The sequence below is a fragment of the Mycobacterium kyogaense genome (assembly GCF_003254575.1).
GTDB classification, from domain to species: domain Bacteria; phylum Actinomycetota; class Actinomycetes; order Mycobacteriales; family Mycobacteriaceae; genus Mycobacterium; species Mycobacterium kyogaense.
Genome location: NZ_QJUA01000006.1, coordinates 1 through 20,200 on the forward strand (window position 1 = coordinate 1; position 20,200 = coordinate 20,200).

A 20,200-nucleotide genomic window follows, 5' to 3' on the forward strand; every position below is an offset into this window, starting at 1 on the left:
GGTCCGCCGGACGGGGGGCGGGGATGCCGGCTGATCTGGCTGACGTGGTGGCCGCCTGGGCCCGCGAGGAACCCGACCCCGGTGTCGCCGCCGTGGAGCGACTGTTGCGTGCGCCTGTCAGCGTAGCCGTGCGCGGACGCTCGGGGGTGGGTCGCAGCGCGGTGGCCAGCGCTCTGGGCGTCCGGGTCGCCGCCCCGGGTGAGGCCGCGGACGTCGAGGTCCTCGTCGTCGCGGAGACGTTGACCGAGGAGGATCGCGCTGTTGTGCGGGCCCCAGGGACGGGGTCGGCGGTGGTGGTACTGAACAAGGCCGATCTCGGCGGCGCCGCTGCGGGTGGTCCCGTGCGCGCCGCGCACCTGGTGGCCGCGGAGGTCGAGGCGCGGGTGCGAGTACCGGTGGTGCCGATGGTCGCGCTGTTGGCCGGGGTGCGGATCGACGACGACGACGTCGCTGCGCTGCAGGCGCTGGTCGGGACGCCGGCCGACGTGTCCTCGGTGGACGCGTTCGCGTGTTGCCCGCATCCGCTGGCCGCCGAGGTGCGTCGCGATCTGCTGGACCGGCTGGATCGCTTCGGGCTGGCGCACGCGATCCTCGCCGTGTCGGCCGGGGCGGACGCGGAGGAAGTCACCGCGCGGCTGCGGGCGCTCAGCGGCACCGACGCCGCGCGCGCCGCGATCAGCCGCTCCGCAGCGGAGGTCCGCTATCGGCGCTGCGTGAGCGCGGTGTGCCGGTTACGCGCGCTCGCCGCCGAGCGGGGCGACGAGCGACTCGCCGCGAGTATGGACGGTGACGACGTCACTCTGGCGGTGATGACCGCGGCCGTCGAGGTGGTCGAGGCGTCCGGTGCGACGGTGGATCGCGCCGACGACCTCGGCGCCCACACCCGCCGCGCGCTGCGCTTCCATCACCTGTCCCGCGGCCCCCTCGATGCGCTGCACCGGCGTTGCGCCGCGGACATCATGCGCGGCAGTCTGCGGCTGCTGGAGCCGTGCGGTGGCTGAGCCGGGTGGCGTTGCCGTGCTGGTGGCGGGCGCCGCGCGGGCGGGGGTGACGAGCGTCGCCTATCGCCTCCGGGAGCGGGTACCGGACTGCCGAGTCGTCGAGGCCCACGAGCTGACACCCGGGCAGGTTCCGGTCGTCCTGGTGTGGGTGGTGTCGGCGACCGCCCCGATGACGGCGGCCGAGTGTGTCCAGGCCGGGGCGGTCGCCGCACGCGCCGGCGCGATCATCGCGGTGGTCAACAAGATCGACGACCATCGCCGGTGGTGGCACGTGTTGGCAGCCAACGAGGCCCGATGGCCGTCGCCCACGTGGGTGGCGGCCGCTGCTGCGCCCCGGCTGGGGGTCCCGCGAATCGACGATGTGGCGGCCGCACTCGCGCATCAGCTGTCCGATCCGCTGTCGGTCCGGCGCGCCGCCGCGCGCGCCCGGGAGGCGGAGCGGGCGGCGTACGCGCGACGACGAGTCCAGCTGCAGCAGCTGCGGCTCGAGCTGACGTCGATGGTCCGGCGCCGCTGCTTCGCGGCGCGCGCCGAGCTGGTCGCGCAGGTGGCGACCATGCGCAACCGCGCGCAGGTCGAAGACCTGGTCCGCGGCCGCTGTCAGCAGATCCGCGCCGACATCGAGGAGGAGCTCGACGCGCAGGTGGCGGCCCGCGCACCCCTGCCCGTCCTGCCGGACTCGCCACCGCCGCCGTTCCCGTCAGGTCGTCGCCTGGAAACCCAATTGATGGTCGTGCTGGGTCTCGGCTTCGGCGTCGGGGCGGCGTTGGTGGTGGCGCGACTGATCGCGACGCTCACCACCGGCCCGGGGTGGGCGTCCGCGGCGGGAGGAGTGGTCGGGGTGGCGCTCACCGCGTGGGTGGTGCGGGCTCGAGGGCTGCTGCACGACCGCGCGCGGTGGGAACGCTGGACGGCCGACGTCCTCGCCGCGTTGCGCATCGAGTTGGAGGAGGCGGTGGCGAGCCGCATGCTCACGGCCGACACCGGCCCCAGTGCCGCCGTCAGTGCCCTTCTCAATGCCGGCTTCAACCCGTCGCGGCGGCCGGAAACGACGGATTTCGCGGTTACCGAGCAGTAGCTGTCCGCCCCGTGCCGATGATGACCTCTTCTGAATCGTTCCTGTGAGTGATCGGACACGATCCTGGATTTCCACGGGTATGTCACCCGCGTTAACCTCGAAGGTCAGGAGGGTCGGCGGTGGTTTGTCAAGACCTCGGACAGGTCGGTGGCGACGGCGTACGTTCCTCCACAAGTTTTCATTCGGGGTTCACCAGGCCAACGCGCAGGAACAGTGCAGGAGACGACTAGCCAATGACCGCAGCGACCATTCCGGGACTGGATTCCGCACCGACCAAGCACGAGGGGCTGCTCGCCTGGGTTCGGGAGATCGCCGAGCTGACGCAGCCCGACCAGGTGGCGTGGGCAGACGGCTCCGAGGAGGAGTACCAGCGCCTGTGCGATCAGCTCGTCGACGCGGGCACATTCCAACGGCTGAACCCCGACAAGCAGCCGAACTCGTTCTTGGCGCTGTCGGACCCCTCGGATGTGGCACGCGTCGAGTCGCGCACCTTCATCTGCAGCGAGCGGGAGATCGACGCCGGGCCCACCAACAACTGGATGGACCCCGCCGAGATGCGGGAATTGATGAGCGGCCTGTACCGCGGCAGCATGCGCGGCCGCACGCTGTGGGTGGTGCCGTTCTGCATGGGCCCGATCGACGCCGAGGATCCGAAGCTCGGGGTGGAGATCACCGACAGCGAGTACGTGGTGGTGTCGATGCGCACGATGACGCGCATGGGGGCCGCGGCGCTGGAGAAGATCGGTGACGACGGATTCTTCGTCAAGGCGTTGCACTCGATCGGTGCGCCGCTGGAGCCGGGTCAGCAGGACGTGCCGTGGCCGTGCAACGACACGAAGTACATCACCCATTTCCCCGAGACCCGCGAGATCTGGAGCTACGGCTCCGGCTACGGCGGTAACGCGCTGCTGGGCAAGAAGTGCTACTCGCTGCGCATCGCCTCGGCGATGGCGCACGACGAGGGCTGGCTCGCCGAGCACATGCTGATCGTCAAGCTGATCTCCCCGGAGAACAAGGCCTACTTCGTCGCGGCGGCGTTCCCGTCGGCGTGCGGCAAGACCAACCTCGCGATGCTGCAGCCCACGATTCCCGGCTGGCGGGCCGAGACGGTCGGCGACGACATCGCCTGGATGCGGTTCGGTAAGGACGGCCAGCTCTACGCGGTCAACCCGGAGTTCGGCTTCTTCGGCGTCGCGCCGGGCACAAACTGGAGCAGCAACCCCAACGCGATGAAAACGATCGCGGCGGGCAACACCGTGTTCACCAACGTCGCCAAGACCGACGACGGTGACGTGTGGTGGGAGGGTCTGGAGGGTGAGCCGGACCACCTGATCGACTGGAAGGGCCAGGACTGGATCCTGCGCGAGACGGAAAGTAAAGCAGCACACCCCAATTCGCGGTACTGCACGCCGATCTCGCAGTGCCCGACGCTGGCCCCCGAGTGGGACGACCCGCAGGGCGTGCCGATCTCGGCGATCCTGTTCGGCGGCCGCCGCAAGACCACCGTCCCGCTGATCACCGAGGCTCGCGACTGGCAGCACGGCGTGTTCATCGGCGCCACGCTGGGCTCCGAGCAGACCGCCGCCGCTGAGGGCAAGGTCGGCACCGTGCGCCGCGACCCGATGGCGATGCTGCCGTTCCTCGGCTACAACGTCGGCGACTACTTCCAGCACTGGATCAACATCGGCAAGCAGGCCGACGAGTCGAAGCTGCCGAAGGTGTTCTTCGTCAACTGGTTCCGCCGCGGGAAAGACGGTCGCTTCCTGTGGCCGGGCTTCGGCGAGAACAGCCGCGTGCTCAAGTGGGCGATCGAGCGCATCGAGCACCAGGCCGACGGTCGCAGCACCCCGATCGGCATCGTGCCCACGGCAGCCGATCTGGACCTGTCCGGACTCGACGTGAACCCGGCCGATGTCGATGAAGCGCTGGCCGTGAACGCCGACGAGTGGCGCGCCGAGCTGCCGCTGATCGAGGAATGGTTCGAATTCGTCGGCGAGAAGCTGCCTACCGGTATCAAGGACGAGTTCGACACGCTCAAGACGCGTCTCGCCGAAGCTGAGTAGCTTCAGAAGCACCCCGACGCCCTACTTGACGCCCGTCAAGTAGGGCGTCGTATTCTCTCCCCATGCAGATCCGCGACACCGCTGTTGCCACGCCTGACAAGCCTGCGATCATCATGTATCCGTCCGGCACGGTGGTGACGTTCGGCGAACTCGAGGCCCGGGCCAACCGGTTGGCGCACCTGTTCCGCGACGCCGGTCTGGTCGAAGGCGACGCCGTCGCGATCCTGATGGAGAACAACCAGCACATGCACGCGGTCATGTGGGCTGCGCGCCGCGCCGGGCTGTACTACGTCCCCATCAACACCCACCTGACCGCCGCTGAGGCCGCCTACATCATCGACAACAGCTCAGCCAAGGCGATCGTCGGCTCCGGCAAGCTCACCGACACTCTCCATGGCCTGGAAGCCGAACTGCCGAACGGACTGCCGCCGGTGCGCCTCATCGCCGACGGAGCCGAATCGTCGGCGACAAGCGCCTCCAGCCGCTTGGACGGTTGGCAGAGTTACCCGGAATGCGTTGCCGGGCTTCCTGATACACCGATCGATGACGAGATCGAGGGCGATCTGCTGCAGTACTCGTCGGGCACCACCGGCCGCCCCAAGGGCATCAAACGCGCGCTGCCGCACGTCCCCCCGGCCGAGGCGCCGGGACTGATGGCTGCGCTCGTGTCGTTCTGGATGCATCCCGACGCGGTGTATCTCAGCCCGGCGCCGCTGTATCACACCGCCCCGTCGGTGTGGTCGATGCAGACGCAGGCCGGCGGCATCACGACGGTGGTGATGGAGAAGTTCGACGCCGAGGGTGCGCTGGACGCGATCGCCAAGCACAAGGTCACGCACGGGCAGTTCGTGCCGGTCATGTTCACCCGCATGCTCAAGCTGCCCGAGGAGGTGCGCGCCTCCTACGATGTGTCCAGCCTGCAGCGCGTGATGCACGCTGCTGCACCGTGTCCCGTCGACATCAAGAAGCAGATGATCGACTGGTGGGGGCCCATCGTCGACGAGTACTACGCATCCTCGGAGGCGCACGGATCGACGCTGATCTTCGCCGAGGACTGGCTGACACACCCGGGGTCGGTCGGTAAGCCGATGGCCGGTGCCGTGCACATCCTCGACGAGGACGGTAACGAGCTGCCACCCGGCCAGCCCGGCGAGATCTACTTCGAGGGCGGCAACGACTTCGAGTACCTCAACGATCCCGCCAAGACCGAGAGCTCTCGTGACCCGCGCGGCTGGAAGACGGTGGGAGACATCGGGTATCTCGACGAGGAAGGCTTCCTCTATCTGACGGACCGCCGCCACCACATGATCATCTCCGGTGGTGTGAACATCTATCCGCAGGAAGCCGAGAACCTGCTCGTCACGCATCCGTTGGTGATGGATGCCGCGGTGTTCGGGATTCCCGATGACGAGATGGGTCAGAAGGTGAAGGCGGTCGTGCAGACCGTCGACCCCGCCGACGCCACCGACGACTTCGCCGACGAACTGATCGCGTGGCTGCGGGACCGGTTGGCGCACTACAAGTGCCCGCGTTCCCTGTCGTTCGAGGCGCAGCTGCCGCGCACCGATACCGGCAAACTGTTCAAGCAGGAGCTGATCGCGAAGTACAGCTGATCAGCGCTGACGTGCCGGCCGGATGATCAGCTCGTTGACGTCCACCTCCGCGGGTTCGCCGATCGCATAGGCGATTCCGCGGGCGATCGCGTCCGGCGGGATCGCGGCTGCCCGGTAGTCCTGCATGGCCGCGGCCGCAGTGGAATCGGTGATGGTGTCGGCCAATTCGGACTCGACGACACCGGGGGACACCGTCGTCACCCGGATCGACGGGTCCACTTCCAGTCGTAGGCCCTCGGTGATCGCCCAGGCCGCGTACTTGGTGGCGCAATAGACGGCCGCGGTGGGCACCACCTCGTGCGCGCCGATCGACGCGACGGTGACGACGTGGCCCTCGCCCTGACGCTGGAAGTGCGGCAGCGCAGCGGCGATTCCGTTGAGCAGGCCGCGCACGTTCACGTCGATCATGGTGTCCCACTGGTCGACCAACAGCGCGTCGAGTCGGGACAGCGGCATCACCCCGGCGTTGTTGACGATCACATCGAGGCGGCCGTGCGTGGCGACTGTCGCGTCGACGAACGCGCTCACCGCCGCCCTGTCGGTGACGTCGAGCGTGCGGACCTCGATGCTGCCGCCGCGGGCTGTGACGCGTTCGGCGAGCGCTTTGAGGCGCTCGGTCCGGCGGGCCCCGGCGACGACATGATGCCCCTCCGCGGCAAGCCGTTCGGCAACGGCCTCGCCGATCCCGCTGCTGGCCCCGGTGACGATGATGATCTTCGAATCGCTCATGACACGAGCTTCACCGGCGGCGGTCCGCACAACCAGGGTGCGCTACACCCACCCCTGGCGGCGATGAATTTCCTACGCTGGGGGCAATGACCGAGCTGGGCGAGTACCTGAAGAGCCGGCGGGCCGCGCTGCGTCCCGCCGACGTCGGGCTGGCCAGTACGGGCACGCGTCGCGTTCCCGGGTTGCGGCGCGAAGAGGTGGCGCTGTTGGCGGGGGTCAGCGTCGACTACTACGGGAGGCTCGAGCAGGGTCGGGAGCGCTCCCCGTCGGTGCAGATGCTCGACGCGCTGGCGACTGCCCTACGTCTCGACGACGACGGTCGGGCGCATCTGTACATGCTGGCGCGGCTCACTCCACGGACTGATCGGGTTGGGCCGTCGGAGGTCGATCCCGGGCTTCTCCGGCTGATGGAGGCCTGGCCGGACAACCCCGCGCTGATCTACAACCGGGCCTACGACATCCTGGCCGCCAATCGCCTCGCTCGCGTGCTGTTCGGCGAGCTGGGTGCGGTCGGCAACCTCCTGTTGCTGGTGTTCAACGACCCGCGGGCGCGCACCTTCTACGCGGACTGGGCGGAGGTGGCTGCAGATTCGGTGGCCGGCTTCCGCATGGCCTACGGTTCGGCCCCGGAGGATCCGCGTGCTCGCGCCGTGCTCGCCGAGCTGATGCCGGGGGAGGAGTTCCGAACACTCTGGGAGCGCCGCGATGCACGACGGAAGTGTCTCCAACGCAAGAGCTTCAGTCATCCCGAGGTCGGCCTGGTGACGCTGAACATGCAGACCTTCGACGTCCGGTCGGCCCCCGGCCAGGAATTGATCGTCTACGACGCCGAGCCGGACACGACCAGTGCCGATGCCCTGAAGTTGCTCGGAACACTGGCCGCCACATTGTCGATTCCGGGGGCTAGGGCTATCCCGAGCGATGCAGGGTGATCCGGTAGGTGTACTGCTCGGGCAGGAAGTGGCTGACGGCGAGTTCGACGGCATGCCCGTCGGAGTCGCGATAGAGCCGGTCGACCCGCAGCATCGGATGCCCTTGTGCGCACCCGATGGCGGCCGCGACACCGTCGTCCGCGGTGCCCACGGTGATCGACTGCGCCGCCTCGGCGATCGGACTGCCCAGGTGCGGCTCGAGCAGCCCTATCACGGTGTGCCTGCTCTGGGCTCCGGTGCGCAGATCGGCCGACGCCGTGACCATCGTCGCCACCTCTGGAGGGAGGTGAACCACCGTGTGGCCGAACGGGATTCCATCGTGCATCCTTCGGAAGACGACCGTGTGAACGACGTCGCCGTCGAGGCGTAGCCGGCTGGCCGCATCGATGTCGACCCGCCGGCGTAGTCCGTCGACAACCTCCATCGTCGTGTCGTCGGACAGGCTCATCAGATCGTCGATCGAGCCGAGCCTGCGCAGGTAGCGGCGGCTGTCCCCACCGGCGTAGGTGCCGCGCCCGGGCACCCGGTACACCATGCCTTCGGCGACCAGATCCTGGAATGCGCGCCGTACAGTCTGCCGCGAAAGGCCATACAGCTCAGACAGTTCGGACTCTGTGGGTAAACGCGCGCCGCCTGCGTATCGGCCGCCGCGGATCTCCTCGCGCAGCTGTTCGCGCAGCACCTGGTAGGCCGGCGCGGGCTTCACTTACAGTCCGCCACGGGCGACGAGTTGTGCGGCGATGACGTTGCGTTGGATCTCGTTGGTGCCTTCGCCGACGATCATGAGGGGGGCGTCGCGGAAGTAGCGTTCGACGTCGTATTCGCATGAGTAGCCGTAGCCGCCGTGGATGCGCACGGCGCCCAGGGCGATCTCCATGGCGGACTCAGAGGCGAAGAGTTTGGCCATGCCGGCTTCCATGTCAGCGCGCTGGCCGCTGTCGTAGCAGTCGGCGGCGTGGAGGGTGAGCTGGCGGGCGGCGGTCAGCTTGGTCGCCATGTCGGCCAGATAGTGGCCGATGGCCTGGTGTTTGTAGATGGGTTGGCCGAAGCTCTCGCGGTCCTGGGCGTAGGCAAGGGCGTCGTCGAGGGCGGCGGTCGCCACTCCGAGAGCCCGCGAGGCGACTTGGATGCGGCCGGTTTCGAGGCCTTTCATCATCTGGGCGAAGCCCTTGCCGGGGGCACCGCCGAGGATGGCGGTTGCCGGGACGCGGCAGTCGTCGAAGGACAGCTCGCAGGATTCGACGCCTTTGTAGCCGAGTTTGGGCAGGTCGCGGGAGACGGTCAGGCCGGGGGCGGGGTTCTCGACCAGGACGATGGAGATACCCTTGTGTTTGGGTTCGGCTGCGGGGTCGGTTTTGCAGAGCAGGGCGATCAGGCCGGAGCGGCGGGCGTTGGAGATCCAGGTCTTGGCCCCCGAGATGATCAGGTCGTCTCCGCCTGCGCGGGCGAGGGTGGTCATGTTCTGTAGGTCCGAGCCGCCGCCGGGTTCGGTCAGGGCCATGGTGGCGCGCAGTTCCCCGGTGGCCATGGCGGGCAGATACTTCTGCTTCTGTTCCTCGGTGCCGAACAACGCGATCAGCTTGGCGACAACGGTGTGGCCGCCCATTGCCCCGGCCAGGCTCATCCATCCGCGGGCCAGTTCTTGGGTGACCAGCACATAGCAGCGCGTCGAGACGGGGGCGCCGCCGTACTCGTCGGGCACGGCCAGGCCGTAGATCCCGATCTGCTTCATCGCTTCGATCCACGCCTCGGGGTAGGTGTTGGCGTGTTCGACCTCGCGCACCGACGGTTTCACCTCACGGTCGATGAACGACCGCACGGTCTCGACCAGCATGACCTCTTCATCAGTGAGCATATGTACGGCCATGCGACCGATGTTGACACACTGCGCAGTCAAGTGCCAGCATGCGGGCTGTGAATTTGTACGGCCAAATGTCCGGCGGCCCGTTCTTCGATGATCTGCACGTCGGTCGAGTGTTCGACAGTGCACCGTCGATGACGCTGACGTCCGGTGCGGCAGCTACTCATCAGGCGATCCTCGGCGACCGGATGCGGCTCGCCCTCGACGCGGAGCTCTCCGCCGCGGTGGCCGGGGGACGGCTCGCCCATCCCGCGCTGGTCTGCGATGTGGCGATCGGCCAGTCCACGCTCGTCACGCAGCGGGTGATGGCCAATCTGTTCTACCGGGGCTTGACCTTCCACCGCTTTCCCGTCATCGGCGACACGCTGGCCACCCGCACCGAAGTCGTTGCACTGAAGCAGAATTCCGTCCGACCCGGCCGCGCCGCGACCGGTCTCGCCGCGTTGCGGATGACGACGACCGACGGCGCCGGACGCCTCGTGCTCGATTTCCACCGCTGCGCGATGCTGCCGTGCAGCGCCGACACGGTCGACACCGGACACCACGACGACATGGACGACATCGGTGTGGCGGACGGTTCGCCCGCCGATCCCGTCGCCGACTGGGATGTCGCCGCATTCCGGGCGCGAGTGCCCGGCTCGGGGGTCGCGCCGGTGGCCGGCACCGTGCTGCGGAGCACCGCCGACGTGGTCAGCAGCGCACCGGAGCTGGCTCGACTGACACTCAACATCGCTGCCACACATCATGATTCGCGCGTCGGTGGCAAACGTCTGGTCTACGGAGGTCACACGATCGGGCTCGCGCTGGCGCAGGCCACCCGGCTGCTGCCGAACCTGGTCGCGGTGTCGGGGTGGGAGTCCTGTCAGCACACCGCGCCCGTCCACGAGGGCGACACCCTCTACAGCGATCTCACGATCGAGGCGGCCGAGCCGCGCGCCGACGGTCGCGGGGTGACGGTCCGACTGCGCTCCCTCGTCTACGCCGTGACCGACGATGACGACGGGGGAGATGGCACCGACCGCGCCGTCCTCGACTGGGTTTTCACAGGCCTCGTGCTGTAAGCCTCACGCCGCCGCGGTCGTGTAGGCATTGCGCAACAACGCGCACTGGCTCGCGAAAAAACGCTGTGAGACATCGGCATTCGGTGCGATCCCATCGAAGCCGTGGAATGCGCCCGGTACCACCGTCACCTCGCACGGCACGCCGGCATCCTGCAGCCGCTGTGCGTAGGCCAGATCCTCGTCGTGGAACAGGTCAAGCGTGCCCACGCCGACCCACGCCGGCGGCAGTCCGGCCAGATCGTCGCGGCGTGCGGGGACGGCCACGTCGGGATCGGCGTCGCCCAGATAGGCGTGCCAGCCGAATCGGTTGCTCGTCTGATTCCACAACCGGTGACCGGGGTTGTCCAGATCGGCGCGCCCGACGGTGCGGTCGTCGAGCATCGGATACACGAGAAGCTGTGCCACCACCGGAATTTCGCCGCGATCGCGGGTGAGGAGGGCCAGCGCCGCGGCCAAGCCGCCACCCGCGCTGGCACCGCCGATCGCCACCCGGTCCGGATCGACGGACGGCAGCCCGGTCAGCCAGGAGAGGGCGGCATAACAGTCCTCGAGCGGCACCGGATACGGATGTTGCGGTGCTAGGCGGTAATTCACCGCGGCGACGGTCGCGCCGAGCTTCTCGGCGAAACGACGGCACAGATCGTCGTCCTGAGCGGCGTCGCCGATGACGTACCCGCCGCCGTGGATCCACAGCAGTGCCGGGCCAGGGGAAGAGATGCCGGCCGGCCGGTGCAGCCGCACCGACACGCCGGCGCCCAGAGTCAGCACCTCGACATCCGACGGCGCGTTTCGCCACATCAACCGCGAGGCCGCGCGCACGAACGGCAGCGTGACCGGGGTGATCATCTGTTTCGGCAGCAGACGAGCGCTACGGCGCAGCTCGGGGTGGAACTCGACGACGGGCTTTGTGCGGGCCATCGGTTCAGTATGCGCAGTGTTCTCACCGGATCGCCGAGACCCCTCCTGAGCTGCGGTTTCGATGCCGAGAGCGGCACAGGTCGGGCACAGCCGAAAAACAGTAGACAACCCTGCGCCGAATGTCTGTTTGGGGGGCGGGCCTGGGGGTACGGTATGCGCCATGACCGAACGGCCGGATATCCGGTATCCCGGGCCCACTCTGACCACGCGTTTGCAGTGGTTGATGAAGGCGGGCCCCGGTGATTACCTGCTGGCCGCCAGCGTCGCGAGCGCCTCCCTGCCGGTGATCGGCAAGCATCTGGAACCGCTCGGCGCACTCACCGCCGCCGGTATCTGGGGTGCCCGCCACGCCCCCGACTTCCTGAACGCCACGGTCAAGAGCCTGCTGACGCCCAATGACGCAGAACTCAAGCAGCGCGACCGGGACTGCACCAACGAGGTGACCCAGGCGGCGCTGCGCGGTGTGGTGTCGCCCAAGGACCTCGACATCGAGTGGCCGGCGGCCGAACGCACCCCTCCGGTGTGGAAGATGCGCGAGCACCGGCGCAACGTGCACCGGACCTCGGTTCGGTACGGTCCGCGCCCGACGCAGTTGCTCGACGTCTGGCGCCGTGACGATCTGCCGGCGCAGCCCGCCCCGGTGCTGCTGTTCGTGCCGGGTGGCGCGTGGGTGCACGGCAGCCGGATGTTGCAGGGCTATGCGCTGATGTCCCACCTGGCCGAGAAGGGCTGGGTCTGTCTGTCCATCGATTACCGCGTGGCGCCGCACCATCCGTGGCCGGCTCACCTGACGGACGTGAAGACCGCGATCGCATGGGCTCGCGCGAACGTCGACAAGTTCGGTGGCGATCGCGACTTCGTGACGATCGCGGGTACTTCTGCCGGTGGGCATTTGGCGGCACTGGCCGGGTTGACGGCCAACGACCCCGAGATGCAGTGCGAGCTGCCGGAGGGTTCGGACACGTCGGTCGACGCGGTGGTCGGCATCTACGGCCGCTACGACTGGGAGGACAAGTCCACGGTCGAGCGGGTCCGGTTCGTCGACTTCCTCGAGCGGATCGTCGTGCGTCGCTCGATCACCAAGCATCCCGACATCTTCCGCAAGGCCTCACCGATCGCCCGCGTGCACGCCGAGGCGCCGCCGTTCCTGGTTCTGCACGGCACCGGGGACAGCGTGATCCCGGTGGCGCAGGCCCGCAGCTTCGTCGATCGGTTGAAGGAGGTGTCGCGGTCGGTGGTCAGCTACGTGGAGCTGCCGGGCGCCGGACACGGATTCGACATGACCGACGGTGCTCGCACCGGTGCGGCTGCCACAGCAATTGGCCTGTTCCTCAACCACATTCATCGAAATCGCAGCCTCATCGGGGCCAAAGAGGTTATATAGACACCTCCGAGGAGAGGTGTCGGGACTGTGAAGAGGCTTCGCGGGTGGGACGCTGTCCTTCTGTACAGCGAGACGCCCAACGTCCACATGCACACGCTGAAGCTGGCGATCATCGATCTCGCCGGGCTGGGCGGAGTGCAGTTCGGTGTGGAGGAGCTGCGCAAGGTCATCCATGGGCGGCTCTACAAACTCGACCCGTTCCGCTATGAACTGATCGACATCCCGTTCAAGTTCCACCATCCGATGTGGCGGGAGAACGCCGAAGTCGACCTCGACTACCACGTGCGGTCCTGCCGCGTCGACGCTCCCGGCGGCCGCCGGCAGCTCGACGAGATGGTGGGCAAGCTGGCGAGCACCCCGCTGGATCGCAGCCGGCCGCTGTGGGAGATGTATCTGATCGAGGGCCTGGCCGACGGCCGGATCGCGGTGCTGGGCAAGATCCATCACGCGCTCGCCGACGGGGTGGCCTCGGCGAATCTGTTGGCCCGCGGCATGGATCTGCAGGAAGGGCCGCAGGCCGATCGCGATTCGTACGCCACCGATCCCGCGCCGACGCGCGGTGAGCTGGTGCGCTCGGCGTTCGCCGATCACTTCCGCCAGATCAGGCGGGTCCCGTCGGTGATGCGCTACACCGCCCAGGGAGTGCGCCGGGTCCGCGAGAGCCAGCACAAGCTGTCGCCCGAATTGACCCGGCCGTTCACGCCGCCACCGACGTTCATGAACCACATGCTCGACGAGACTCGCCGGTTCGCGACGGCCACCGTGGCGCTGGCCGACGTCAAGGCGACCGCCAAGCACCTCGGGGTCACGATCAACGACATGGTGTTGTCGATGTCGGCGGGCGCACTGCGAGAGTTGTTGCTGCGCTACGACGGTCACGCCGACCACCCGCTGCTGGCGTCGGTGCCGGTGAGCTTCGACTTCTCCCCGGACCGGATCTCCGGCAACTACTTCACCGGCGTGCTGGTAGGCCTGCCCGTCGAGATCGAGGACCCGCTGGAGCGGGTCCGCGCGGCACACGAGTCCGCGGCGGCGGGCAAGGAGAGCAACACGCTGCTCGGGCCCGAACTGGTCAGCCAGTGGTCGGCCTACTTCCCGCCGGCGCCGGCCGAGGCAATGTTCCGATGGCTGTCGGCCAAAGACGGCCAGAACAAGGTGATGAACCTGCCGATCTCCAACGTGCCGGGGCCGCGGGAGCGGGCGAGGGTCGGCGGAGCTCTGGTGACGGGGCTGTACTCGGTCGGACCGCTCACGGCCGGCAGTGGTCTGAACATCACCGTGTGGAGCTATGTCGATCAGCTCAACATCTCGGTGCTCGCCGACGGCAAGACGCTCGAGGATCCCCATGAGCTGACCGATGCGATGGTCGAGGCACTGGTCGAGATCCGCCGGGCAGCAGGCCTTTCCGAGCAGCTGACCGAGGTCGACACCGCACTCGCGCCCTGACGGTCAGCCTTTCGCGCGGGTGGCCTGCACCCAGGACAGGAATTCTTCGACCGCCTGGGCGGTGTAGTGAGCGCGCGGCGATCCCCAGTAGAAGTCGAACGCGTGCTGTGCATGGGGGATCTCGGCGTACACCACCGGTGAGGTGGACACCGCACGCAGAGCCTCGGCGAACTCCCGACCCTCGCCGACGGGAATGATCGAGTCGTCCTGGCCGTGCAGCACGAAGAACGGTGGCGCGTCGGGGCGCAGCCGCAGGATCGGTGACGCGTCGCGGTAGAGGGCGCGGTAGGTGCGGAACGGTCGCTTGACCACGAACTTCTGCAGGAACGCGATAAATTCCTTGCGGCCGCTGCCTTCTGCGGACACCCAGTCGTAGCGGCCGTAGATCGGGACGGCGGCCACCACGGAGGTGTCGGCGTCCTCGAAACCGGGCTGCAGCGTGGGATCGTCGGCGGTCAGAGCTGCGAGCGCGGAGAGATGCCCGCCCGCTGAGCCGCCGGAGATCGCGACGAAATCCGGATCACCCCCGTAGTCGGCGATGTTCTCCTTGATCCACGCCAACGCCCGCTTGACGTCGACGATGTGGTCGGGCCAGGTGTTGCGGGGGCTGACGCGGTAGTCGATGGACACACACACCCAGCCGTGATCGGCCAGATGGCTCAGCATCGGGTAGGCCTGCGGTCGGCGCATCCCGATCGACCAGGCGCCGCCGGGGACCTGCAGCAGCACAGGGGCTTTGCCGTCCAGCGGCAGATCCGAGCGGCGCCAGATGTCGGCCCGGTTGGCCCCGCCGTGCGGTCCGTACCGCACCGTGGCGGCCTTCTCGACATAGCGTCGTCGCACGAAGTCGTTGGGCGGGACGCCGAACCTTCGGCGCCTGCGTGCCTTCGCCTTGTCGGCGATGGCCTGGTAGTCCTCGCCGAGCGCGGCCCGGAGCGGATCTTCGAAGTGCGGCTGCGACGCCATGTTGCGGCGCTGGATGAGCCACAGCAGCGCCCACGCGACGGCGGTGAGCGCCAATGCGATTCGGCCGCGGGTGCCGCGGAAGTCGCCCCGCAGGCCGCGGCGCATCGCGTCGGCCATCGAGCCGAGCATGTACAGCGCCGACATCTCGGAGGTGGGCCAGCCGAACGCGAACACCCCGATGGTGGGGTAGCCCTCCCGGGCCAGCGGCCGAACGCCGTTGGCCGCGTTGAGGAGTTCGGCGACTGCCCGCAGCAGCGGGCGGGGTCTAGGCATGCTCGATGCGTTCCTGCAGGTCTTTGCGGGAGATTTTGCCGGTGATGCTGCGGGGCAGCTCGTCGAGGACCGTGATCTGGCGCGGCACTTTGTAAGTCGCCAAGTTGTCGCGTACGTGCTGCTTCAAGGTGTCGGCGGAGGCCTGCGAACCCTGCCGCAGCACCACGAACGCCACCAGGCGCTGCCCGAACTTCTCGTCGTCGGCACCGAGCACCGCGGCCTCGGCCACATCGGGGTGGCGCGTCAGCGTCTTCTCCACCTCGATCGGATAGACGTTCTCCCCGCCGGAGACGATCATCTCGTCGTCGCGGCCCACCACGAACAGCCGGCCCTCCTCGTCGAGGTAGCCGACGTCACCGGAGCACATGAAGCCCTCGTGGAAGTCCTTGGTGGCACCGGAGGTGTAGCCGTCGAACTGGGTGGAGTTGCGCACGTAGATCGCGCCGGTCTCACCGGCGGGCAGCTCGCGGAAATCGGCGTCCAGGATGCGGATCTCGGTGCCCTCGGCCGGCCGTCCCGCCGTGTCCGGCGCGGCACGCAGGTCGCGCGGGGTGGCGGTCGCGATCATGCCCGCCTCGGTCGCGTTGTAGTTGTTGTAGATGACGTCGCCGAATCGGTCCATGAACGCGATGACGACGTCGGGCCGCATCCGGGAGCCCGACGCCGCCGCGAACCGCAGGGACCGTCCGCTGTAGCGGTCGAGCACCTCGTCGGGCAGTTCCATGATGCGGTCGAACATGACTGGCACGACGCACAATCCGGTCGCACGGTGCCGGTCGACCAGATCCAGCGTCGCCTCCGGATCGAACTTGCGGCGAGTGATGATCGTGCATGCCATCGAGGCTGCGAACACCAGTTGGGAGAAGCCCCAGGCGTGGAACATCGGCGCGACGACGACGACCGGTTGTTCGGCCCGCCAGGGGGTGCGGTCGAGGATCGACTTGAGCACACTCGGGTCGCCCCCGGAGTGGCTGGCGCCCTTGGGGGTTCCCGTGGTGCCGGAGGTGAGCAGGATGGTCCGGCTCTTGGTCGACGCTCTCTGTGGCTGCTGCCCGGCATGGGCGTCGATCATCGACTCGACGGTCTGCTCGTGGCCGTCGGTGTCGGTCCACGCGACGATCCGGGGCGTCTCGGGACTGTCGGCGAGCGCGCGGTCGACGGTCTCGGTGAACTCCTCGTCGTAGACGAGCACCAGTGTGCGGCCCTCGCTTTCGCGAGCCACGACCTCGGCCAGTGCCGGGCCGGCGAACGACGTGTTGAGCAGCAGCACGTCGGCGCCGATGCGGTTGGCCGCGATCATCGTCTCGACGAATCCGCGGTGGTTGCGTGCCATCAGTCCGACCACGTCGGGAGCGCCACCGGGCAGTGCCTGCAGCGCCGCGGCGAACGCGTCGGCGCGCTGGTCGATCTGGCGCCACGTCAGCACGCCGAGCTCGTCGACCAGTCCCGCTCGATCGCCGCAGCGCTGGGCTGCGGCGGCGAATCCGGACGTGACCGCCATGTTCTCGCGTTGCATCGCGGCGACGATCCGCAGATATTTGTCGGGCCGCATCGGCGCGATCAGACCCGCGCGGGCCAGTGTCGACATCAGCCCGACCGGGCCGGTGATCGGATCGAGGAGACCCATCAGCCGATCACCGGCAGCCGGCGCTGGGCGGCCAGGTCATCGAGCGCACGTTGCATCACATGCCGGACGTGGGCGTCAACCTCGTCGATGTCGGGGTTCTCGCCGAACTCGGCGACGATGTCGATCGGCGGCAGCGCCTGCATCGTGATCTTCGCGGGCAGCGGCATGTTGATCGGCAGCACCACCGACAGCCCGAACGGGAAGCCGAACGAGATCGGCAGGATCTTGGTGCGCACAGCGCGGGCGATCGGACCCAGGGCCTTGGCGATGTCGGTGCCCCGGGTCAGGAACAGCTGAGCTTCCTGTCCGCCGATGCCGACCGTCGGCACGATCGGTACGCCGGCGTTGAGCGCGGCCTTCACATATCCGGTACGGCCACCGAAGTCGATCTTGTTGGCCGACAGCGTCGGCCGGTACACGTCGTAGTCACCGCCGGGGAACACGACCACGACCCCACCGGAGCGCAGTGCCTCGTCGGCGTTGCGGTGATTGGCGGGGATGAAGCCGGTCTTCTTCAGGAAGACGCCCTGGGGGCCGGTCATCAGGAGATCGTGGCTGAGCGTGTAGACCGGGCGGTCGAACCCGAACTTCTCGTAGAAGCCGCTCGCGAACACCGGCACGTCCATCGCGAACAACCCGCCGGAGTGGTTAGACACCACCAGCGCCCCGCCGGCGGGGAACGTGTCGAGTCCGCGCACCTCGGCGCGGTGGTACCCCTTCAGGAAGGGTTTCAGCAAACCCATCACCCGCTCGGTCAGCACGGGGTCCCATTTGGTGATTTCGGACGGCGTGACGTCGGTCGAGTTCACGGAACCCCCTGGAGCGCGATGACTGGAACGTGTTCTAGTTTTAGCCAGTCTACCCAAGGCGTGGCCGGCGCCGTGCCGACCATCCTGTCACTGCGGGGCGGCTGACAGGTGGCTCTTCACCGTCCGCGTCAATTCGTCGCCGAGGATCTCGTCGTCGCCGGCGAACAACCCGTCGAGGGCCAGCCGGGCGACCACCGCCGGATCGGTCTTCTGGTCTGCGGGGATGTAGCTGACCATGTCGGTGTCCATGTAGCCGACGTGCAGTGCCGCGACGTGGATGCCGCGGGATGCCAGTTCGGCGCGGACGGCGTCGGTGAGTGCCCAGCCTGCGGCTTTGGCCGCCGAGTACGCGCCGCTGGTCGGCGGGTGCGCCCACGACAGCACCGACAGGACGTTGAGGATGCTCCCGCCGCCATTGCTTTCGATGACGGGAACGAACGCCCGGGTGACGCCCAGCGTGCCGAAGTAGTGGGTTTCCATCTCCAGCCGGATGTCCTCGATCGGGCCGTCGAGCAGCCCCGCCTGAGTGGAGACGCCGGCGTTGTTGATGAGAACGTTGACATCGCTGGCGGTCTCGGCGGCGCGGCGCACGGACTCGGGGTCGGTGATGTCGAGCTGCAGCGGGATGGCTCCGGGCAGGTCGATGCTGTCCGGGTTGCGGGCCGCGGCGTACACGGTCGCCCCGCGTTCGAGGAGCTGTTCGGCGAAGCGGCGGCCGAGGCCGCGGTTGGCGCCGGTCACGAGTGCGGTGATGTGTTCGGTGGTCATGTCAGGCTCCTCGGGTTGTTCCCTGCTGGGTATAGCACACTGAACGCAGGGGGTGCGCTGAAAAGTCCCTGTGCGAAACGAACGCGGCGGGGCACCTCGGGCGGTAGGTTCATCACCACTGTGGCGGGACCCGGTCGGGGGCTCCCGCCACACGTCTGTCCGGCCTGAGTCCGGGCCAGCAGGAATCGTCATGGTGGCCGCAGCGGCCCGCGACGATACTCGGATCCCGTGACGGAACCTTCGGGGCGCGATCGACTGCGCGAACTCCTCGACGCGGTCACCGATGCGCGTAACGGTGACGTCGGGTCGATGGCGCGCAGCAGCCACGCGTCAGAGTTCCACTTCTCCCGGGAGGTGCGGCGGCTCACCGGCGAATCCCCCGCGGCGCTGCGGCGTCGGGTCATGCTCGAGCGCGCGGCGTGGCGGCTGCAGCGCGGTGAGCCGGTCTCGAGCGTCGCGGCCGCAGAGGGCTGGTCGTCGGCGGAGGTGTTCTCCCGGGCGTTCCGGCGCACCTACGGACGTCCACCGTCGCAGGCCGCCGACGTGCACTTCCGCCTGCCCGCGCCCAATGGCCTGCACTTCCACCCGCCGCAGGCGCTGTGGATCGACAGCCAGCCCTCGCCGGTCTCGCAGCCCGACGTGACCGCGCTGATGATCGAGCACGACCTCGGCGACACCGCCGGGCTGCTCAGCTGCGCCACGCGCCTGAGCGCCCAGCAGTGGACGGCGCCGATCCGGCCCGGCCAGACGGTGCTCGACTGGGACGGCCCCGAACCAAGTGTCGGGGCCGTGCTCGGCGCGATCGTGTGGAGCAAGCAGGTGTGGCTGGCCACCATCGCCGGTGACGACTTTCCGGCGCGCGCGGCGACCCGGTCCGTCGACGCCGTCTCGCTCGCCACATTCCACGAGGAGGTCGGAAAGCGCTGGCGCACAACAATTTCTGATTACGCAGCCGCGGGACGGCTCGGTGACACCGTCATCGACGCGCTGTGTGAGCCGCCCGAGTCGTTCCCGCTGTACGGGATCGTCGCGCACGTGCTGACCTACTCGGCGCACCGCCGGGAACTGGCCCGGACGATGCTCGCCGAGCATGGCGTCGACGCCGGCCCCGGCGACCCGCTGGATTGGATGAGGAGCTGACATGGCGTGCATCTACTACACCGCCTCGAGTCTCGACGGCTTCGTCGCCGACGAGCACGCGAGCCTGCAGTGGCTCGTCACCCGCGACATCGACGCCGACGGGCCCTTCGCCATCGACCCGTTCCTGGCGTCGGTGGGCGCGCTGGTGATGGGCGCGGACACCTACGAGTGGATCCTGGCCAACCACCCGGGGGAGTGGATGTACCGCCAGCCGTCGTGGGTGATGACGCACCGGCCGCAGATCGTCGACCCCGCCCACCCCGTGCGCACGTTCGCCGGCGAGGTCACCGAGCTGTTCCCGACGCTCGTCGAGGCGGCCGGGGATCGCCACGTCTGGGTGGTCGGCGGCGGCGAGGTGGCCGCGCAGTTCGTCGGCGCGGGACTGGTGGACGAGATGATCGTGTCCTACGCGCCGTGCACGCTGGGCGCCGGAGCCCGGGTGCTGCCGATGCGCTCGGAGTGGACGCTCGTCACCGCGGCCCGCAACGCCGACTTCGTCTGCGCACACTGGCGTAAAGCCTGACGACAGCG

The 20,200-nt window shown here is 68.5% G+C and carries 18 protein-coding genes; 10 read left to right on the plus strand and 8 right to left on the minus strand.

What is annotated here, in order from left to right; all coding sequences use genetic code 11:
- The 4 genes from DMB80_RS06320 to fadD4 all read left to right on the plus strand — a co-directional run.
- Window positions 1-1,001, plus strand: a 1,001-nt coding sequence (locus tag DMB80_RS06320) for a hypothetical protein (protein ID WP_338043858.1), incomplete at its 5' end; no start/stop codon positions are given.
- Window positions 994-2,079, plus strand: a complete 1,086-nt coding sequence (locus DMB80_RS06325; protein ID WP_162938428.1) for a hypothetical protein — start codon at window positions 994-996, stop codon at window positions 2,077-2,079. The genes DMB80_RS06320 and DMB80_RS06325, both read left to right, overlap by 8 nt.
- 233 nt (window positions 2,080-2,312) lie before the next feature.
- A complete protein-coding gene (locus DMB80_RS06330) occupies window positions 2,313-4,142 on the plus strand; it encodes a phosphoenolpyruvate carboxykinase (GTP) (RefSeq protein ID WP_111509072.1) in 1,830 nt (609 codons plus the stop codon).
- 62 nt (window positions 4,143-4,204) lie between these two features.
- Complete coding sequence (gene fadD4, locus DMB80_RS06335) at window positions 4,205-5,755, plus strand: fatty-acid--CoA ligase FadD4 (protein WP_111509073.1); 1,551 nt, start codon at window positions 4,205-4,207, stop codon at window positions 5,753-5,755.
- Here the strand turns inward: fadD4 and DMB80_RS06340 are convergent, their stop codons facing one another.
- On the minus strand, window positions 5,756-6,484 hold the full coding sequence (locus DMB80_RS06340) for an SDR family oxidoreductase (RefSeq protein WP_111509219.1): 729 nt from the start codon (window positions 6,482-6,484) through the stop codon (window positions 5,756-5,758).
- Between the two features lie 86 nt (window positions 6,485-6,570).
- Here DMB80_RS06340 and DMB80_RS06345 point away from each other — a divergent pair, with 86 nt between their 5' ends.
- Window positions 6,571-7,416: a helix-turn-helix domain-containing protein gene (locus DMB80_RS06345; protein WP_111509074.1), complete on the plus strand. Its 846-nt coding sequence runs from the start codon at window positions 6,571-6,573 to the stop codon at window positions 7,414-7,416.
- On the opposite strand, the gene DMB80_RS06350 is transcribed toward DMB80_RS06345, so the two are convergent.
- Both DMB80_RS06350 and DMB80_RS06355 read right to left on the minus strand, forming a co-directional pair.
- The gene (locus DMB80_RS06350) at window positions 7,394-8,122 is read right to left on the minus strand and encodes a GntR family transcriptional regulator (protein WP_111509075.1); all 729 of its coding nucleotides are present in this window, start codon (window positions 8,120-8,122) and stop codon (window positions 7,394-7,396) included. The two genes, DMB80_RS06345 and DMB80_RS06350, sit on opposite strands and share 23 nt — an antisense overlap.
- Entirely contained in the window at window positions 8,123-9,283 is a 1,161-nt protein-coding gene (locus tag DMB80_RS06355; protein WP_111509076.1) for an acyl-CoA dehydrogenase family protein, read from the minus strand.
- A 38-nt stretch (window positions 9,284-9,321) separates the two neighbouring features.
- Here DMB80_RS06355 and DMB80_RS06360 point away from each other — a divergent pair, with 38 nt between their 5' ends.
- Window positions 9,322-10,338 (plus strand): MaoC family dehydratase, encoded by a 1,017-nt coding sequence (locus DMB80_RS06360; protein ID WP_111509077.1) that lies wholly within the window; start codon window positions 9,322-9,324, stop codon window positions 10,336-10,338.
- A gap of 3 nt (window positions 10,339-10,341) precedes the next feature.
- Here the strand turns inward: DMB80_RS06360 and DMB80_RS06365 are convergent, their stop codons facing one another.
- Window positions 10,342-11,256: an alpha/beta hydrolase gene (locus DMB80_RS06365; RefSeq protein ID WP_111509078.1), complete on the minus strand. Its 915-nt coding sequence runs from the start codon at window positions 11,254-11,256 to the stop codon at window positions 10,342-10,344.
- A 160-nt stretch (window positions 11,257-11,416) separates the two neighbouring features.
- Here DMB80_RS06365 and DMB80_RS06370 point away from each other — a divergent pair, with 160 nt between their 5' ends.
- A complete protein-coding gene (locus DMB80_RS06370; protein WP_048421744.1) occupies window positions 11,417-12,640 on the plus strand; it encodes an alpha/beta hydrolase in 1,224 nt (407 codons plus the stop codon).
- A 27-nt stretch (window positions 12,641-12,667) separates the two neighbouring features.
- Window positions 12,668-14,086: a WS/DGAT/MGAT family O-acyltransferase gene (locus DMB80_RS06375; RefSeq protein WP_111509079.1), complete on the plus strand. Its 1,419-nt coding sequence runs from the start codon at window positions 12,668-12,670 to the stop codon at window positions 14,084-14,086.
- 3 nt (window positions 14,087-14,089) lie between these two features.
- Here the strand turns inward: DMB80_RS06375 and DMB80_RS06380 are convergent, their stop codons facing one another.
- From DMB80_RS06380 to DMB80_RS06395, 4 genes are all read right to left on the minus strand, one after another.
- Window positions 14,090-15,325, minus strand: coding sequence for an alpha/beta hydrolase (locus DMB80_RS06380; RefSeq protein WP_111509080.1), 1,236 nt, complete (start codon window positions 15,323-15,325; stop codon window positions 14,090-14,092).
- Window positions 15,318-16,952 carry an acyl-CoA ligase FadD12 gene (gene fadD12, locus DMB80_RS06385; RefSeq protein WP_111509081.1) on the minus strand — a complete coding sequence of 545 codons (1,635 nt, stop codon included), beginning with the start codon at window positions 16,950-16,952 and terminating at the stop codon, window positions 15,318-15,320. Before fadD12 ends, DMB80_RS06380 begins: the two co-directional genes overlap by 8 nt.
- The gene (locus DMB80_RS06390; RefSeq protein ID WP_420812139.1) at window positions 16,952-17,695 is read right to left on the minus strand and encodes a 1-acyl-sn-glycerol-3-phosphate acyltransferase; all 744 of its coding nucleotides are present in this window, start codon (window positions 17,693-17,695) and stop codon (window positions 16,952-16,954) included. Before DMB80_RS06390 ends, fadD12 begins: the two co-directional genes overlap by 1 nt.
- Window positions 17,696-17,848: 153 nt before the next feature.
- Window positions 17,849-18,529: an SDR family oxidoreductase gene (locus DMB80_RS06395; protein WP_111509083.1), complete on the minus strand. Its 681-nt coding sequence runs from the start codon at window positions 18,527-18,529 to the stop codon at window positions 17,849-17,851.
- Window positions 18,530-18,757: 228 nt separating this feature from the next.
- Between DMB80_RS06395 and DMB80_RS06400 the strand changes: the two genes are divergently transcribed.
- Both DMB80_RS06400 and DMB80_RS06405 read left to right on the plus strand, forming a co-directional pair.
- Window positions 18,758-19,669 carry a helix-turn-helix domain-containing protein gene (locus DMB80_RS06400; protein ID WP_111509084.1) on the plus strand — a complete coding sequence of 304 codons (912 nt, stop codon included), beginning with the start codon at window positions 18,758-18,760 and terminating at the stop codon, window positions 19,667-19,669.
- Between the two features lies 1 nt (window position 19,670).
- The gene (locus DMB80_RS06405) at window positions 19,671-20,192 is read left to right on the plus strand and encodes a dihydrofolate reductase family protein (protein WP_111509085.1); all 522 of its coding nucleotides are present in this window, start codon (window positions 19,671-19,673) and stop codon (window positions 20,190-20,192) included.
- Window positions 20,193-20,200: the final 8 nt, after the last annotated feature.

Excerpts from the sequence above, each read along its gene's own strand:
- DMB80_RS06330 (WP_111509072.1), top strand. The coding sequence starts at position 2,313 with ATGACCGCAGCGACCATTCCGGGACTGGATTCCGCACCGACCAAGCAC.
- fadD4 (WP_111509073.1), top strand. The coding sequence starts at position 4,205 with ATGCAGATCCGCGACACCGCTGTTGCCACGCCTGACAAGCCTGCGATC.
- DMB80_RS06340 (WP_111509219.1), bottom strand. The coding sequence starts at position 6,484 with ATGAGCGATTCGAAGATCATCATCGTCACCGGGGCCAGCAGCGGGATC.
- DMB80_RS06345 (WP_111509074.1), top strand. The coding sequence starts at position 6,571 with ATGACCGAGCTGGGCGAGTACCTGAAGAGCCGGCGGGCCGCGCTGCGT.
- DMB80_RS06355 (WP_111509076.1), bottom strand. The coding sequence starts at position 9,283 with ATGGCCGTACATATGCTCACTGATGAAGAGGTCATGCTGGTCGAGACC.
- DMB80_RS06360 (WP_111509077.1), top strand. The coding sequence starts at position 9,322 with ATGCGGGCTGTGAATTTGTACGGCCAAATGTCCGGCGGCCCGTTCTTC.
- DMB80_RS06365 (WP_111509078.1), bottom strand. The coding sequence starts at position 11,256 with ATGGCCCGCACAAAGCCCGTCGTCGAGTTCCACCCCGAGCTGCGCCGT.
- DMB80_RS06370 (WP_048421744.1), top strand. The coding sequence starts at position 11,417 with ATGACCGAACGGCCGGATATCCGGTATCCCGGGCCCACTCTGACCACG.
- DMB80_RS06380 (WP_111509080.1), bottom strand. The coding sequence starts at position 15,325 with ATGCCTAGACCCCGCCCGCTGCTGCGGGCAGTCGCCGAACTCCTCAAC.
- fadD12 (WP_111509081.1), bottom strand. The coding sequence starts at position 16,952 with ATGGGTCTCCTCGATCCGATCACCGGCCCGGTCGGGCTGATGTCGACA.
- DMB80_RS06390 (WP_420812139.1), bottom strand. The coding sequence starts at position 17,695 with ATGGGTTTGCTGAAACCCTTCCTGAAGGGGTACCACCGCGCCGAGGTG.
- DMB80_RS06395 (WP_111509083.1), bottom strand. The coding sequence starts at position 18,529 with ATGACCACCGAACACATCACCGCACTCGTGACCGGCGCCAACCGCGGC.
- DMB80_RS06405 (WP_111509085.1), top strand. The coding sequence starts at position 19,671 with ATGGCGTGCATCTACTACACCGCCTCGAGTCTCGACGGCTTCGTCGCC.